Source organism: Natrialba swarupiae (assembly GCF_008245225.1).
In the GTDB taxonomy this organism is placed as follows: domain Archaea; phylum Halobacteriota; class Halobacteria; order Halobacteriales; family Natrialbaceae; genus Natrarchaeobius; species Natrarchaeobius swarupiae.
On sequence record NZ_VTAW01000025.1, the window covers coordinates 35129 to 51227 of the forward strand.

10 protein-coding genes and 1 pseudogene are annotated in these 16099 nt (G+C 54.3%); 9 read left to right on the top strand and 2 right to left on the bottom strand.

The features are described 5' to 3' along the window. Window positions 1-134 precede the first annotated feature (134 nt). Complete coding sequence (locus FYC77_RS16035) at window positions 135-1355, bottom strand: RNA-guided endonuclease InsQ/TnpB family protein (RefSeq protein WP_149082504.1); 1221 nt, start codon at window positions 1353-1355, stop codon at window positions 135-137. 137 nt (window positions 1356-1492) lie between these two features. On the opposite strand from FYC77_RS16035, the pseudogene FYC77_RS16040 reads away from it, so the two are divergent. The 7 genes and pseudogenes from FYC77_RS16040 to FYC77_RS16070 form a co-directional block, all read left to right on the top strand. After that, window positions 1493-2512: pseudogene (locus FYC77_RS16040) on the top strand (ATP-binding protein); the annotation flags it as partial. A gap of 250 nt (window positions 2513-2762) precedes the next feature. After that, window positions 2763-3227 (top strand): hypothetical protein, encoded by a 465-nt coding sequence (locus FYC77_RS20770; RefSeq protein ID WP_338016497.1) that lies wholly within the window; start codon window positions 2763-2765, stop codon window positions 3225-3227. 27 nt (window positions 3228-3254) lie between these two features. Next, complete coding sequence (locus FYC77_RS16050) at window positions 3255-4991, top strand: hypothetical protein (RefSeq protein ID WP_238386993.1); 1737 nt, start codon at window positions 3255-3257, stop codon at window positions 4989-4991. Then, entirely contained in the window at window positions 4988-5827 is an 840-nt protein-coding gene (locus FYC77_RS16055) for a hypothetical protein (protein WP_149082505.1), read from the top strand. Before FYC77_RS16050 ends, FYC77_RS16055 begins: the two co-directional genes overlap by 4 nt. Continuing rightward, window positions 5824-6972: a hypothetical protein gene (locus tag FYC77_RS16060; protein ID WP_149082506.1), complete on the top strand. Its 1149-nt coding sequence runs from the start codon at window positions 5824-5826 to the stop codon at window positions 6970-6972. Before FYC77_RS16055 ends, FYC77_RS16060 begins: the two co-directional genes overlap by 4 nt. Continuing rightward, window positions 6972-8090 carry an adenosylcobinamide-GDP ribazoletransferase gene (locus FYC77_RS16065; RefSeq protein ID WP_149082507.1) on the top strand — a complete coding sequence of 373 codons (1119 nt, stop codon included), beginning with the start codon at window positions 6972-6974 and terminating at the stop codon, window positions 8088-8090. Before FYC77_RS16060 ends, FYC77_RS16065 begins: the two co-directional genes overlap by 1 nt. Next, window positions 8077-10269, top strand: coding sequence for a VirB4 family type IV secretion system protein (locus FYC77_RS16070; RefSeq protein WP_149082508.1), 2193 nt, complete (start codon window positions 8077-8079; stop codon window positions 10267-10269). Before FYC77_RS16065 ends, FYC77_RS16070 begins: the two co-directional genes overlap by 14 nt. A gap of 841 nt (window positions 10270-11110) precedes the next feature. Here FYC77_RS16070 and FYC77_RS20775 read toward each other — a convergent pair. Then, window positions 11111-11263: a hypothetical protein gene (locus FYC77_RS20775; protein WP_238386994.1), complete on the bottom strand. Its 153-nt coding sequence runs from the start codon at window positions 11261-11263 to the stop codon at window positions 11111-11113. Between the two features lie 822 nt (window positions 11264-12085). Here FYC77_RS20775 and FYC77_RS20780 point away from each other — a divergent pair. Continuing rightward, window positions 12086-14632 carry a primase-like DNA-binding domain-containing protein gene (locus FYC77_RS20780; RefSeq protein WP_238386996.1) on the top strand — a complete coding sequence of 849 codons (2547 nt, stop codon included), beginning with the start codon at window positions 12086-12088 and terminating at the stop codon, window positions 14630-14632. A gap of 270 nt (window positions 14633-14902) precedes the next feature. Continuing rightward, window positions 14903-16090: a phage NrS-1 polymerase family protein gene (locus FYC77_RS16080; RefSeq protein WP_202911855.1), complete on the top strand. Its 1188-nt coding sequence runs from the start codon at window positions 14903-14905 to the stop codon at window positions 16088-16090. The last annotated feature ends 9 nt before the right edge of the window (window positions 16091-16099 follow it).

Genomic DNA, 16099 nt, shown 5'->3' on the forward strand with positions numbered 1-16099 from the left:
AACAGGATAGCGGCTGTGTGCGGGTTGGTTACCGGTAGGTGTGTTCCTCGAGTGGTCGTCGGTGGTCGTACTGATGGACGTCACCTTCTCCGCCCTTAAGGGCGGAGCTTGTCGGTGGACTCCCGTTCTGACCACTAAGCAGTGGTAGGCGTGAAGATGCCGTTCACGTTCACCGTCCCCGACTTCAGGGCAAGGTGACTGGTTGCCCCTCCAGAACCAGACTTGTGCCAGTTCTGGAGTAGTTTCCGGGCGATATTCTTCGCGGCGTTATAGTCGGCGTGGTACTCGCGGTCACATTTGAGACAGCTAAACTCGTCGCCGTCTCTGTTGTCTTCGTGGGTGAAGCTACAGTCAACGTGACTACATCGTTGACTGGTGTATTGTGGGGCAATCGTCTCGACGGCAATGCCGTACTCGGCGGCTTTGTACTCGGTGTACTCTTGGATTCGCTGGAACGCCCACTGCTGGAATTTGCTGGCGTTCGAGATGCGTTTGCGGATATGTGTTAGTTTCTCGAACGCAATGTGGGTACAGTCGTGAGCGAGAGTTTCCTGCACCAGTGCCTTCGAGACACGATGCAGGTAGTCTTCACTCCAGTTGGCGAATCGTCCACCAAGTGATTTCATCGTCAAGTGAGCCGACCGCGTTCCGGCCTGTTGCAGGTTTCCACGTCGGTTCTCGTACTCACGCCGCTTGTGGTTGAGGTAGTCGGCGTTGCCGATGAACGCGCCACTCGAAGTGACGGCAAGGTGTCCATCCACGTTCAAGTCGACGCCGAGAACCGTTCCGTTCTCGGCATCTTCCGGCTCTGTGTCCGTCTCTCTGACAACAGCGATGTGGAGGTAGTAGTCGCCGTCACGGTGATGCAACGTCGCTTCGCGTTTCTCCCATTCCTCAGAGAAGTAGGTTGCCGGTGGTACGGCTTCGTCAGGCAGGACGTACTCGGCTTCGATACGTCCGTTGACGGTCGCAAGCGTAGCGTACTCGTCGTAGTAAGTGATTGCGTTGAGGTTGTAGACGACCGAATCAGACGTGAACTGAGGTTTCGAGGGATTATCGCCATCTTTGCGTTGTTCGGCACAGGAATCGAGTGCATCAGCGGCTCGATTCCGCGCGGCACACACGAGGTCTGCGTTAAGTTCGTCGGTCGCTTCGCGTATGTCGTCGTATGTCCGGTCGTGTAGCTCAGTTTTCGACGTGACGATGTAGCCGTCTTCTGTGCCGTTCCAGCCGTCGTCTGCAACCATCTGAGCGGCCTGTTTGAAGCGGTCTATCGTCTCTTGAAGGAGGTGGTGAGCATCGTCGTCTACGTCGAGTTTCACGACGGCAGTACGTCGAAGCTCCACAGTCACCATATGTTTTTGGACCAGTATAAATATCACTCAAATAGTTGTATACCGTTGGGAGTTGTCAATTGTATTGCCGGTGGATTGTCTCGTGGAGCGTACGCGATTCCCTCCCGGCGTTCACGCCGGGATTCCCTCGCTGTATCAAGATGGAGTTACAAGAGACTGGAATGACTCTCGTGATCGTCGGGTCCTCGATTAGCGTCATGGAAGAGAAGGTACTCTCGGGGAGTGCCCCGCTGTATGGGCGACGAACGGCAACGATCGACCTCAAACCACTCTCCGTCACTAACGCACGCCAGTTTTTTCCGGAATACGACCCTGAAACCGCTATCTCCGCGTGGTCGATATACGGTGGGACACCGTACTATCTCCAGACAATCGATCCTGACCAAGAGTTAGAGCAGAACGTCCAGCAGTCGATCCTCTCGGAACAGGGACTCTTGTACTCCGAGCCAGAGTTCCTGCTTCGAACCGAACTCCGACAGCCGAACACGTACTTCAGCATTCTCCGCGCACTCGCCCATGGCCGCCGAACTCCAAACGAAATCGCAGGTATGGCCGGCGTCAAGTCAGGTTCACTAAGCACGTACCTTCAGAAGCTTCGCCGGCTCCGCCTCGTCGAGCGACACATTCCCGTAACTGAATCGCTGACCTCGTCGAAACGTGGCCGATATCGTATCGCTGCACCGCTGTTCCGGTTCTGGTTCCGATTCGTCTACGGTAATCAGGATCAGCTTCGGATGGTCGGCGAAAGCGCGTATGAAGATCTCGTCGCACCAGAACTCGCAGATTACGTGAGTCCGCTATTCGAACGGCTCTGCCAGCGAGCACTCCCAACTCTCGTCGACCGGCAGTTCCGAGACGTCGGGCAGTGGTGGTTCAAGGAACACGAATTGGCCGTTCTTGGCCTGACAGCGGAGGGACTTGTCGCTGGGGAGTGTAAGTTTACCTCCAACCCCGTCAGTGAAGGGATCCTGTCCGACCTTGAACGGACAGTGGCCGAAGTACGGTGGTCAAAGCGGCCCGCTGACGAGGGGGAGCTGTACGTGCTGTTCAGTCGTTCGGGATACACTGCAGATCTTGAACACATCGCTGAAACACGGGAGAACGTCCGTCTCTTCGACCTATCCGACCTGGTCACTACTGAGTCCGACCGTAGTTGAGGTTGTAAAGACGGTGGTACAGAAGAGCTCTCATAGGGAGTGGTGATTGCAATCAGTATCACCACATGGGTTCGAGCAACCTGGTTCGGTACCTACAGTCGCCATAGTGTAGTGATTGGCAGATCACCTGCATGAAACCCATTAGCAATTTCCAATATAAATAACCAAAATGGGAATGATTTATTGCTTGCTTTCCTGTACACCAATGTGAAAATATGTGTGGACGATAGGAAGTTGCCAGAGATTGGTGATGAGACCGCCAGAGAGTGACGCCACAATCAAAATAGTAGATCCCAATATGGCAAAAATATCAATTAACGCGTTCAATTCGGAAGAATACGCAGATTTAAAATCCAGTGTTCGTCGGATAACTTTTCGAACAGCAGTTGTTGGAATCGTTCTCAGTATTATTGCTGTCCAACCGGCGCTTGCAGATGACGTTCTCTGTGACGCTGAGCAACTTCCTGATTTGGTTTCAGGCTTCTTCCAGATCACTACTACGCTCGGTATTATCGGATTGGTCGTCGTCTGGCAGGCAGATTCGCTTATGGAGATGTTTACAGCGTCCCCAGATCAAAAGCGGAGTCTGAAGCAGCACAAGCGGTCTGCATTGAAGTCCGCAGTGATATTGTTGGTACTCGGGCCGCTGTATACCGTTGCGGCCTCGATTATGGGACTTCCGCTCGGTGATTGTATCAATCTCGTCCCGTGGTGACAACCCTTCAGTAGATCACACAAGATCATGCAACAGTTCCTCCTCACCGTCAGTGTACTGCTCTGCCTTGGCGGAGTCATTCTGAGTGCAGGGGTTGTGAGTGCTGATCAGCCTTCACCCCCGGAGACAGAGACAGATGAACCTGATGACAACGAGACGGCGACACTCTGGTCAAAATCACCGAATGAGTGTCCCAGCGATGAAGAGTACTACGAGCAATTTGGGGAGCATCGATCTGCTCTCGAGGGATTGAGCGACTGTACGGATATCAGCTTTGCAGAACCACCGGAGACTGCTAGCATCTGGACGCAATCCGATTTCGAGTCGCTATCTCCTGGCTCTGCATCCACAGCAGTCTACCCAGACCATGCGACGACCGCTGATGGGCGGTGGATATCGGATGCTCATGCAACGGTCTTTGCAATCCAGCCAGCAACGATCGTACACCAGGATTCCGATGAAACACCGCTTTATGTTGCTCCACAAGGCGATCTCTACGGCTTCATCGATTACCGGGTTGACGTCCCTGAGGGCGAATCGACGGACACTCGGACTGTGTCTTGGTCTCTTGTCGAGCACGAGATTAGTGACACTCGAGTAAAACAGGACGAAACCCTCATTCACAACACATCAGATGAGCACACTCCACAACTCGAGTATGAACTCAATGGGAGTGGGTCGACGACGCTCACACTCGAAGCGGATATTGAAGTCGAACTCGAGCGCACAGTCACTCGACAAAACGGCTCTACAACGGACACACTGACCGAGAACCTCACGGTTTCGGACCAGCACGAGCTCGAGATCTACAATCTCACGGCGTCAATCTACCACGCAGCGTATCCTGATGGTGATAACGGCGTCGCGATTTATCAGTCCCAACCGTGGCACGGATACGAATTAACGGAGGACGGTGATGCGGTTGTTCGAGGTGTCTGGAGGTATTATACCGCACGGGACACGAACTGGGACACCCTCATCCAGGCGTCGACAACAGAGTCAGAACGACAAAACTCGACAGCGGTACCGGTATACGTTCGTGCGTTTCCGTCCGAAACAGGTCCCCGTGCAGACCCCATCCGGGATGGACCGGATATTGAGGAGGTCTGGGGGTCAGACAGTTCCTCACCAAACCAAACGATTCACGAACATGTCGAGGTAGATGTTGTCGATGAGCCGTACGTTCGCTCGTACGGCGTTGCAGTACGTCACGACGACATTGATCGCGATCATCTCGAAGTTCAGGGAATCGTTCGTGGCGAAACTGCTGAACTGGTCGAGCCAGCGAATGGGTCCGAACGCCAGATCCGAGCGAGTAATCTCTCTGTGGAGATTCTCGAGCAAAACGAGTCAGCGGCAACGATAGCAATCGAACTCCGAGATGCTGAAACTGGAACGCCGATCGAGCTCCAAAACCGGTTTGAAGACCACCGTCGGTTTGCTCCGATCGGTACGCAGGTCCGAGATGGGTACATCTCTGTTGGCGAAACACGAGTCGAGACGAATAGTTCCGGAATTGCGACTGTAACACTCACACAACCCGGTGCGTATTCAGTAGCGTATCACCCCGGAACGTGGCGGACACACGACCCTGCGTACGTTGGTGATGTTGAGCGAGTTTCGTGGCATCCCTTAGCGACCGCGAATGGATGGTTCTCCCTTTTGGTCCAGGTTTTCTGGCTCTCACTCCCTTTTGTGGCGGTTCTGTATGCCGGTCTGAAACTCGGATCGTTCCTTCACATTCCCGATGGATACAACTCATGACACAACATACCATTACAGACCGACGCACCGTCCTCACTGGAATCGCAACCGGGACAGCTGCTGTTACGTGTGGTTGTCTCAGTGGGAGTGAAATCACCGGATCTGAAACCGGTGACAGTATTCCCGGTACGAACGATGTCTTTGAGGACATCTTCGTCGATGGAACGGAGCTTGTCCTCGAATTCAGTAACGACTCGTCGATTGATCACGTGAACGTGATCGATCCGAGTGGCGAGTTGTTTTCCGAACAGTCAATTGCAGCTGGAGTTGATCGTACACGGGTTGAAATTGGACTTGAGTACGAGCCAGGTGAGTATGACGTCGTTGCGCTCGAGGACGATGAGGAACAGACAACTCAGTCAATCGTAATCGAGCCAGATATTCGTATCAGCAACTTCCGGCTTGCTCGGAATCATCCTGAAAAGATGTTCGAAGGGGCGAGTGATATCGATATTCGAACTGAAACGATAGTTCGCCTCGAAAATGCTGGTTCAGGCCCGGACCAAGCAACTCGTCTCGCTTTTTCTGGCGAGGTCCCACGACCCACTCCTGATGAATACGAAATGAGTGGTATCTATGATACGGACAGCGATATTCGTCGAGAATCTGAGGCTGTTGAACTCCCTCCTGGAGAGGGTTTGACAGTCTATAGCCAACTTATGCCTTTTTCTGAATCAGGCCAGAATGTCTCTTGCTCTCCTGATACTGTGGAAGGTACGTTCGAAGTAGTTCTCGAGACTGCTGTTCAAGATAATCCCATTCTCGAAGAATATTCGGTATCATTCACTGGTGAGAGCCTGAGCGAATGTGAAATTAAAATCGAAGGCCAGCCATGAGTTCCCTTACAGAATTCGGACGTCAATGGTTCGAAGATATTATTGAAACGACAACGGAGTGGTTCCAAGATGGACTTGTTGAAGGGTATCATGATATCACAGAAACGGTGTTTGGAACCCCTGTACCAGAAACAACCGGAAACTTCGTCTTTGGAACTCCATCAAATGATCCGTGGGTTGACCTTCACGATACACTTGTCACTGGCGAGATTATGCTACTTTCGTTGCTTCTTTTGGTAATGTTCGTTCAAGGGCGTCATACTCTTCGCATTTTTAACTTTGGAAGTGTCTATGAGGCTCGCCAGGCTCAGCGGTCCGCATGGACGGGGGCCTTTTTTATTGTGACGTGGTACTGGATTGCAGTTCTTATTGTATACCTCGTTGATGGGTTCACAATCGCGTTAGTTCCTGATATTGACGCTCTCAGAGAGGCGCTGATAGCCTTCCTCCAAGTGACTATCTCAAATCATGCTTTGGCACTGTTGATGGCCACTGTTGGTGGAATTTCGATGTGGTGTCTACAGGCGCTGTTCTTCATCCGAGAAATTCTTCTGTATATCTACCTGTATTCAATGCCGATTATTATCGCAGTCGCGTACGGGTACCTGCCAGTTATCTCCCGCGTTGCAAGGCGAATCGCCGTTAAATTCGTTCCACTGGTAATCATGCCACTTCCGGTTGCGATCCTGTTCCGTGGATATGATCTTCTCTTTGGAACTGGTGCAGAATCGTCGCTTGCACCGGAGAGCAATTTCTTGAGTTATCTTGTTGGTGCCTCACTCCCGGTATTTTCGCTTCTATTGATCTGGAAGCTTTTCGCGTATGCGAGCCCGCTAACAACGAAAGTCATCGGTGGGGCCACGAAGGGAGCGGCAACGGTTGGCGCAACGATTGGTGCTGCATATGTTGCTGGTCCGCTTGCTGCGATGACTGCCTCCCGATGGGGACCAAAAGCGGCGGCGTGGCAAGTTGCTAGCCAACGGATGCGCGGTCAATCGAAGACAGACACGAGCCAGTCAGGTAGGTCACACTCGAGTTCTGGAGGAAGCAGTGGAACAGTACATGACAACGTCGTCTCGGACGCCTACGGTCAACGAGGCGTTCCACAGTATCGACGTACCGAAAACGATCCTGGGTACTACTAATCATGGCAGATCGAGAAGCCGCACCCCGCAGAATACTGGATGAACTGGGCGAAGAGAACCGTATCCCGATTGTCAACGTTGACGAGGGCGATGTGTATGTCTTGTTCGGATTTCCGATTACTGGACTGCTCATCGGTGGGTTTAGTGGTATCAACGCGTTGGTTTTCCCACTCGTTCTTGCAGGTGTCGTTCTCGGGGTTGCATCCGTGTACGCAAGCCCGTCCCAGTTATCGGCTACAGCGTGGCTCACTGATGTTTTCCGGCATTACTGCAGACGCCCACGAGTAACGTACAACGTCCCAAAATCGGATGAGTCCGACTCCAGTCATTCACATTCGACGAAGAACAACGGTGGGCTGGTCAACTACACGCCATTCGCACCCGATGAGCGAACACAGGATCTAACCAATATTGAACGAGCGTGGCCCGGTTCAGGTGCCATTCAGCGCACTGATGGTTCGATGGAAGCCTTCCTCGAGGTCGATCCAGGGAATATGGATTTTGCGATGAGTGGTGATTGGGCCCACGTTCAGAACGTTGGCGCCGAGTTCGCGAACAAAGAACTCGATTATAATCTGAAATTCCACGCGACCACGCGGTCGTTTCCCGTCGAAGGCCTGATCACACAGATCGATGAGCGACTCGAAGATGAGGACGTTTCGGATAATCCAATATTCGAGGAACTGCTCACGGAGTATCGCGAGCAACGCCCTCAGGAACTCGATGGCGCTCAACAGCTTCGGTACTTTATCGGCGTTCAGGTCAATCCGCTCGAGGTCTACAATCGATACCGTGACGAACAATCTCCGGCTGAGAAACTAACTACGCTCCCAGTCATTGGATTCCTGTTCAACCCCTTCGTTACTCGCCGTGAGGATCTAAGCGACGCGGAAGCCCGGGTAAAGATGTTCGACAAACTCGATCGACGGTGTCGGGCTGTCCAGACCGAACTGATCCAGAATGCACCTGGCTGGTCGGCTCGTCGCTTGAGCACAGTCGAACTCTTCGTCCTCGCGATGGACTTCTGGAACGGCGAAGAACACGAGTACGACGACGCAAGTACTGCTGTTCGCGAACAACCAGTTCTCAACCACCAGCGGAGGGATGACGATGAGTAGTCCGATCACTGGGAGTGTCGTCTTTGTTGTCGAACTCGGGCAGTATCTAGTTTCTCTCGATCCAACACTCATTGTTGCAGGACTTATTCTGGGAGCTGTCCTCCTGGGTGTTGGCGTCAAGGCCTATCGGGGTCAAGCGAACAATGACGAGGAAGAAGTCGACCTCTTGGACGTCCTCGACGAGGAAACGCTCGAGGCTGGTCACGTCGAAGGACAACGCCTCGAAGATATAGCTGAGCGTCACAAGAGCACCGTTGCCCCATCGGCCATTACGTGGGAGACTCGAGCCGCACAAGTAGGAGAACAATGGACGTCGACCCTCTACATCGCCGATTATCCCGACTATCCGAAAGATGGGTATCTAAACGAACTGTTCGAACTGACCGATATCGAGTTCGATCTCACCGTCCATATCACGCCGAAGAATCAGCAGAAAGCCCGTGACGAACTCCAGCGTGTTGCAGACGATCTTCAGGTTGATGCGGATCTCGAGCAGAGCGTTCGCGGGGCGTACCTGCAGGAACGCGCCACCGAAGCGGTGTCGACGTACAAAGCGGTCGAAAACGGCAGCCGTGTGTTCGATCAGGGCATGTTCATCACTGTTCGATCGGAGACGAAAGACGACCTCAGAGAAGCTGTCCGGACGATTCGACGCCGGCTTCGCGAGCAACCCGCTGGCCTTACACCGAAGACGGCAATCTGTAAGCAAGATCTCGCACTCCAGGCCGCTGCTCCGATCGGATCGAATCCGTTTGGGCGCGAGGCCATCTCACTCGGTGGCGCAGTCGGCGCGTTACTTGCTTCGCCGCACAATGCGACCATTCTCGAGGACGATGGTGTGGAGTTTGGAACGCACTGGAAGAACGGGAGTCCGGTCGTAATCAATCCGTTTGCTCGAGAAAACGGCTATGCGATGTTCACCATCGGCGACCCCGGGTCCGGGAAGTCGTTTGGTGCGAAACAAAACTTCATTCGGTCGATCGAGCAAAGCGAGGATCGAATCGGAATCATCCTCGAGCCACTGAATAACTGGGCTGGTGTCGCCGAGGCACTCGGTGGAACGCGAATTACGGTCGGTGGCGACATGGGGCTGAATCCGCTTGAGATCAAACCGACTCCCGAACGGATTCAACGAGCAATGGGGGAGGACGCGAGTCCATACCGAGAAAAGCTCGACAGTGTGATGAGCTTCCTCTCGAACTACTTTGCGCTCCGTGGAATCCAACTCGGCGATAAACGAACGACACTCGAGACGGCCATCGAAGAGGCGTATGCGCGGAAGGGCATTACGGACGACATCGCGACACACGACAACGAGAGCCCGACGCTGCGAGACGTCCTCGATATCCTCAAGGAGATGGTGGACAACCCAGAGGGGTTCGTCGTTCGAACGGATGAAGAGTCTCGAAAGATCGAATCTGATGCAACGTGGTTGATCGACCAGTTGCGATCATTTGCTGAGGATGGTCGGTACGAAAATCTTGGGCGGTCGACCGAGTTTGACCTTCGGGACGAGAAGGTGATCTATCTCGACCTAGCCCAACAGGAAGGCAGTCTCGGGGGCAGCACGAGTCTCATCATGCAGTTGTTGATCACGTTGGTCTACGAGCGAGCGAAGGAGACGGACAAGGAGGTCGTGTTCGTCATCGACGAAGCCCGATACCTGATGCAGGATGCGGCGAGCCTCGAGTATCTCGAGATCGTGTTCCGTCACCACCGCCACCATGACCTCTCGATCCGGATGATCACCCAGACCGTCGACGAGTTCTTCCAGCACACTGAGTCCGAGGCAATCCTCGATCAGTGTGCGATCAAGCAGTTCCACCATCTCGACGGGATGGACCAACACTGGGCCAACGAGTTTGGACTGAACTCGGCACAGATGCGGTTCGTCCAGGATGCTGTCCCTGGAAGTGAAGACATCGGGTATTCGGAAGCACTCGTCGGCGTCGACGGCGACTGGCGCGGTATCGAGGTCCATGCACTCGAGAAAGAGAAGGCAGTAATCGATTTCGATGCCAAAGACCAATCGCGAGTTGAGCTTCCCGGAGTCTCTGAAGGAGATGGAGGACAACCCACAGAAGACATCGGAACGGACGAGACGGGTCCCGAAGCACAGCAAGACGCGGGCCATGAGGTGTTAACGTGGACTGACGGAGGTGGCCACTCCGATGAGTGAATACATCCGAGTGACACCAACCTCTGAGGGACTCCACACCGCAGAGATACCTGCCGCACTCGAGAGCGTGCACAAACTGACGAACCCAGATGCACGAGGGTTGTCGAACCAACTGAATCCGTTTGCTAATACTGCTCCACCAACGTTCGAATTTCTCGCTATCAGCGAGGGGGAAGATGAACCAGTCGAGTTCTACTACGGTGTCGACCACACAGCGCATCTCGAAACGCTCGAGAAACGGCTCAAGACGATCTACCCGCAAACGTTTGACATCGCTCGATGTGAGCTGAACCTTGAGCAAAAACTCATCCACCCAGTCGAATACACACAGGACGAGTATCATGAGCGACTCGAGGATGGAAGATTGGTAGCGTCTCGAGTGGTCGACGAACGGGCTGATCACGAGCAAGATGGGGGCGAGAGAACTGACGGTGGTCGGTCGACCGACGAGGAACTCGAGTTCGCTAACCTCGAGTCCGAAACTGACGACGCCGATCGTGATGAATCGATCCTCGAGTACACCTCTGACGAGTCTACTGAAGACGGTGATTCGGCGTTCGACGAAAGAACCTTGTCCACTCCAGAGTCCGAGACCATCTTCGCTCGGCCACCACTCCAGGAGGTCGAACCGATCGGTGTGCAGTGGTACGGTCGGGCCGAGCGAAAACGCGACTGGATGACGACCATCAAATCGTTCGCAAACCAAGATCCGGATCCAACCGAGTACGATACCGAACAGCCCCCACTTGCGACGTTGATCGATCATCTCACCGAATTCGAGTATCCGATCGCATTCCAGGTGGTCTGGCAGCGCAAAGCTGGCTGGGTTGCGGACGCAGAGTTACGGATCGAAGACGTTCGAGACGGACGAGACACGTTCAGCCAGCGCTCTATCGGCCTGCTGTTCGAACCCAGTGACGTCGGCTCGGAGGAACACCAGCGTCCCATCGGAACCGAAGCCCGAAATCGAATCGACCGAATCGAAGCCAAGCATCCAAAACGGACGTTCACCGTCAATGCTCGAGCAGTCGCGCTTCCAACTTGCGATGGTACCGAGGCAAACAATCGCGTCGAAACCCAACTTGACCAACTCGCTCAATCGCTGAACGCCTTAGATGGCCCGTTCTACGAACTCGAGGGACGTCGACTCCGCTCGAAAGGCATCTTGAATCGAACGAAACGCAAACGTGCTCGAACAGTCCTCAAAAACGTATTCGATAGCGAGCTGACTACGGGACGAGGGAAATGCCGGCCAGACCTCGTGTTAAACGCCGATGAACTCGCGAACCTCACTGTCGTCCCCTCGTCCCAAGACCTCACGGTCGAAGGTACCCGTGGGACACGTTCTGAGCAACGCTCTCGGAATCCACTCCCACGGCCACATCCGGATCTGATGGACGAGTTTCGAGAGGGCATGGCAATTGGGTATGCGATCGATGAGAACGGTTCACCAGAAAACCAGCCGGTTTGTATTCCACCGTCGTTACTTCCGACTCATTACGTCCGTGCGGCAACGACCGGCGGCGGAAAGTCGAAATCACTGACCAACGACAAGCTTTCGCTCTACGACCAGACCGACGGGCCGATCATTCTGATTGACGCAAAGGGTGACGGCCTCTGTGAGGACTACATGCGAGCCCACGCTCGTCGATTCGGCGTCGACGATCTCGAGGAAAACGTCCTACATTTCCCGATTCCTGAGGTACTCCCTGGATTCGCGTTCTTCAATATCGAGCGCCAACTCGAGAATGGGGTTCGACGCGTTGACGCGGTCCAGAACAAGGCGGATCACTACGAGGAGATCCTGAAAATGGTGATGGGTGAAGATCGCTATGAACGAGCAGTCGTTGCGCCAACGCTCATCAAGTATCTCATCAAGACACTCTACGACGACGAGTATGGCCGCGAAAACGGTCGCTACCGTGAGAGTGAGGAGTACTTTGCACACGACCAACTCGAGTACGTCGTCGACCAGCTCTGGCGTGCTGGACCACCAGAGCCTGAGGAAGGGGCTGCCCCACGCTCGAGTCATCCACAGGTGCAACGACGGATCGACCGCCAGCTCCAGCTCGATCCAAACACGTTTGCGACCGTAATGGGCGGCGTGAGCAACCGCCTCGACTACATTTCCCAGGACGAGCATCTCCGCCGAGTGTTCAACAACACTGAGCCGCAGTTCGACTTCCGTGATGTCCTCGACGATCGCACGGTAATCCTGTTCGACCTCAGTGGGCTTCGCGATGACTCGGCGAAGGCGATGACTGGTGTGATCCTGACAGAGCTATACAACACGCTGAAAGAGCGTGGTGACGATCTTCAGCGGAAGCCGGACGACTACGTGGTCAATCTGCTTATCGACGAGGCTTCGAGTCTGGCTGTCTCTGGCATAATGAACACGCTGTTGGAGAAAGGACGAAGCTTTCGGCTCTCTGTTGGTCTCTCGCTCCAGTTCCCTGAGCAACTTGACGTCAAGGGTGGCCGTGAAGTCTACCTGAACGTTCTCAACGACGTTGGGAGCCCGATCATCGGCAAGATCGCTGTTGACAACGAGATTGCGAAGGTGATGGCCCACGAGGAGATGGATCCTGTCGAGTTCGCCAATCGAATCCGGTCACTTCCACGTGGTGAATGGATTGTTCGTCTCCCGAGTCCGACGTTCGGTGAGACCGGTCCAGAGCCGTTCAGTTTGGCTCCGCTACCGATTCCACCGGGACATCCCGAGAGTGATGATCCACTGACTGCCAACGAGGAGCAAGCGTTTCAGAACGCGCTCGAACTAATTCATGAGCGAGCGGAGACCGAGTACGGTACTGTGTCTGAGTCCCCTCCAACGAGTCGGACTCCGGATACTGTTCGCGAGACGTTCGAATTAGCGTCCGAAGACCTCGATATTGCCCTCGCAAACGCAGTTCGTACCATCCAACTCCGACGGGATGCTCGTGAAGAGAACGGATGGGTTCCTGTTCAGCCGGTTGACCAGGTACTTCGAACACAATTCGAGGCCGCCGAGGCGTCACCACCATCGATCGAAGAGCTTGGTGAAATCCGGGATCGTTCTCGATTGCTCGAGGTAACGCTCGATCAGGAACACGGCGAGATCGTTGTTCGATTGACTGACGAGGGCGAAGCGGTGACCGAACCAGATACGGGTGATGTCCGATCATCGGGAAGTGATCTCCACGATGAGTTGTTGTTCGCCGTCGAGCGGGAACTCTCTCGACAGGGCTTCGATGTCACGGTCTTTACGCAGGATGGAAGCGAGAAACCGGATGGACGAGCGGTTCATCCCGACTGTGAACACATCTTTGATATCGAGGTCGAGTCGACGACGGTCGACAAACCGGTGAAGATCCTTCGAAACTTCCAACGGGCTCAAGATGCTGGTCACGTCCCGTTGTTCGTCGTCGCCTCCTCTGAAGACGGTGATGACGAACTGCAGGCTGCTGCTCGTCTTGAGGATATCCTCTCTTCACCAGTCAACGAACTCGAGTCCGGGGATGTCCGATTATACACGTCTGACTCGCACATCACGTTCGATGGCGGTGCGAACACTCGAGACGGCGTGACCGCAGTTCGGCCAGCGACTGGTGACTCGAGACGCTCTGTGTGGACTCGAGACGGTGGAGAGTATATGTTGAGTGATGGGACGGAAACTGAATGTATGACCGTTTCGTCGTTTGACTCGCTCTCACGCAGTGATGTCCCGGCGGTATATAGCTATGACAGAGCTGCCGATGAGTACGTTGTCTACGAACCCACCGAACGCCATATCTACGAGACCAAATCGGCGTTCAAACAGGAGTGGGTCCCAATTCGAAAGCCGTTTGTCCCCGATACTGTCACTTCACAACTGAATGATGCGCTCGAGCCACACGTGATTGCTGTGATCGAGAGTGATAGTGGCACAATACAGATCTATCGTGATGGGCAACTACGATCTCTCGATGTTCTTGTCGAAGCGGCGGATTCACTGACCGCTGAACGGTCATTCAGTTCCATCGAGGATGATTCCGTCTCGACTTCACACCTGAACTCCGGATGTGGTTCACCTACTCCTGATCCTTCAGAGACTCTGTCTGAAAGCCACTCATCAAATAGCTCACAGAGCGTGGATTTCGGAACCTTCGTTGAGGAGTGTCTCAGTGAACAGGAAGACGCCGAAATCGCGAAAGACGAACTCTACAACGCCTACGAAGCATGGGCAGACACACACGGTCACGAGGCGTATGCGAAATCCTGGTTCGGCCGGAAGTTGAGCGAGCATGTTTCGTATGACGAGTATCGCCCAACACGTGACGGCGAGCGTGTACGCCACTATACTGGTATCACACTGTCGTCCTCTGGTCGAACCTTCCTCGAATAACTATGGGTGAAACCATCATGTATCGGGTGGATTTTATCTGCAATCATTGCCGTCCAGGCTTCCCGGAGATCGGAAAAATGCCTGGACAGGAATGTCCAGGGAAAATCGAAAGACTGCGGCTGATGTCCAGGCAAATGTGGGGCGAAAACCGACTAGTACAGAGGGGGGTTGTCCCGTCGGTCCAGGCAGTCTCGAGCGACGAAGCGTTCAACCCCGCGAGTTTTTTCGACTCCTCGAGAGTCGGAGAGTCATCACCGATGGAGGTCGACCATGAATGATCAGATAGCAGGCGGAATCGATGTCGAAGCAGTACCGGATACACTCGCTGAACGACCACAGTGGATTTGCTGGCGAACGGAGGACCGCGATGGGAAGGCAACGAAGGTACCAGTCGATCCGGAGACTGGGAGCTTTGCGTCGACGATGGATGATCGGACGTGGACTACTCTTGAGCAAGCACTCGAGTACATGGCTACTGGTGCAGCCACGGGAGTCGGATTCGTCTTCACGGCGACGGATCCGTTGGTCGGTGTGGATTTAGATGACTGCCGCGATCCCGAGACAGGCGAGCCACTCGAGCCGGCGCCGTCGATCATCGAGCGGTTGGATTCGTTCACCGAGGTTTCGCCATCGGGAACTGGGTATCACGTGATCCTCGAGGGGGATCTTCCTGATGGCCGGAACCGACATGGCTCGATCGAGATGTACGACCGGGCTCGTTTCTTTACTGTGACTGCAGACCACGTCGACGGAACGCCGACGTCGATCAACGAGCGACAGGAGGCACTCGAGGCGGTTCACGAGGAGTTCGTCGCGTCCCAGGTAAGTGATGGCGCTGACGGTGTCGACAGCAATCTATCGGACACTGAGGCTTGTGATCAGTCACTGAAACTCGAGGACGAGGAACTCCTCGAGAACGCACGGTCGGCAAGCAACGGTGAAAAGTTCGCCCGGTTGTGGTGTGGTTCGACTGCTGGGTACGAGAGTCAGTCAGAAGCAGACATGGCATTGTGCTGTTTGCTGGTGTTCTGGACTGGTGGCAACGCCGCTCGAGTCGATCATCTCTTTCGGCAGTCAGGGTTGATGCGAGACAAGTGGGACGACGTCCATTATAGCGATGGCTCAACATACGGTGAGAAGACGGTCGAGCGGGCGATTTCGAATACGAACGATGTATATGATCCGTCGAATGAGAGCGGAACATGTGATGTGGGTGCGCAGACGACAACTACACAGAGTCATAGTCGGGAGGATCCCACATCGACGACTGATCGAACTACGGAGGAAACTAACAGCGCACAGGCCGCCTATCTGGCCGAGAAGAATCAGCTTTTGGGTGAGCGGGTGTCGGACCTCGAGGCGACGCTTGAGCAGAAAGACACCCGTATCGGAGCGTGTCATAGAATCGATCACAGGGTTTTGAGCTTCGTACGTCCGGGATTGTGTCCTCTTTCGTAGTTGGTGACT

Excerpts from the sequence above, each read along its gene's own strand:
- FYC77_RS16070 (WP_149082508.1), top strand. The coding sequence starts at position 8,077 with ATGACGATGAGTAGTCCGATCACTGGGAGTGTCGTCTTTGTTGTCGAA.
- FYC77_RS16055 (WP_149082505.1), top strand. The coding sequence starts at position 4,988 with ATGACACAACATACCATTACAGACCGACGCACCGTCCTCACTGGAATC.
- FYC77_RS20775 (WP_238386994.1), bottom strand. The coding sequence starts at position 11,263 with ATGCTTGGCTTCGATTCGGTCGATTCGATTTCGGGCTTCGGTTCCGAT.
- FYC77_RS20770 (WP_338016497.1), top strand. The coding sequence starts at position 2,763 with ATGAGACCGCCAGAGAGTGACGCCACAATCAAAATAGTAGATCCCAAT.
- FYC77_RS16080 (WP_202911855.1), top strand. The coding sequence starts at position 14,903 with ATGAATGATCAGATAGCAGGCGGAATCGATGTCGAAGCAGTACCGGAT.
- FYC77_RS16050 (WP_238386993.1), top strand. The coding sequence starts at position 3,255 with ATGCAACAGTTCCTCCTCACCGTCAGTGTACTGCTCTGCCTTGGCGGA.
- FYC77_RS16060 (WP_149082506.1), top strand. The coding sequence starts at position 5,824 with ATGAGTTCCCTTACAGAATTCGGACGTCAATGGTTCGAAGATATTATT.
- FYC77_RS16035 (WP_149082504.1), bottom strand. The coding sequence starts at position 1,355 with ATGGTGACTGTGGAGCTTCGACGTACTGCCGTCGTGAAACTCGACGTA.
- FYC77_RS20780 (WP_238386996.1), top strand. The coding sequence starts at position 12,086 with ATGGGTGAAGATCGCTATGAACGAGCAGTCGTTGCGCCAACGCTCATC.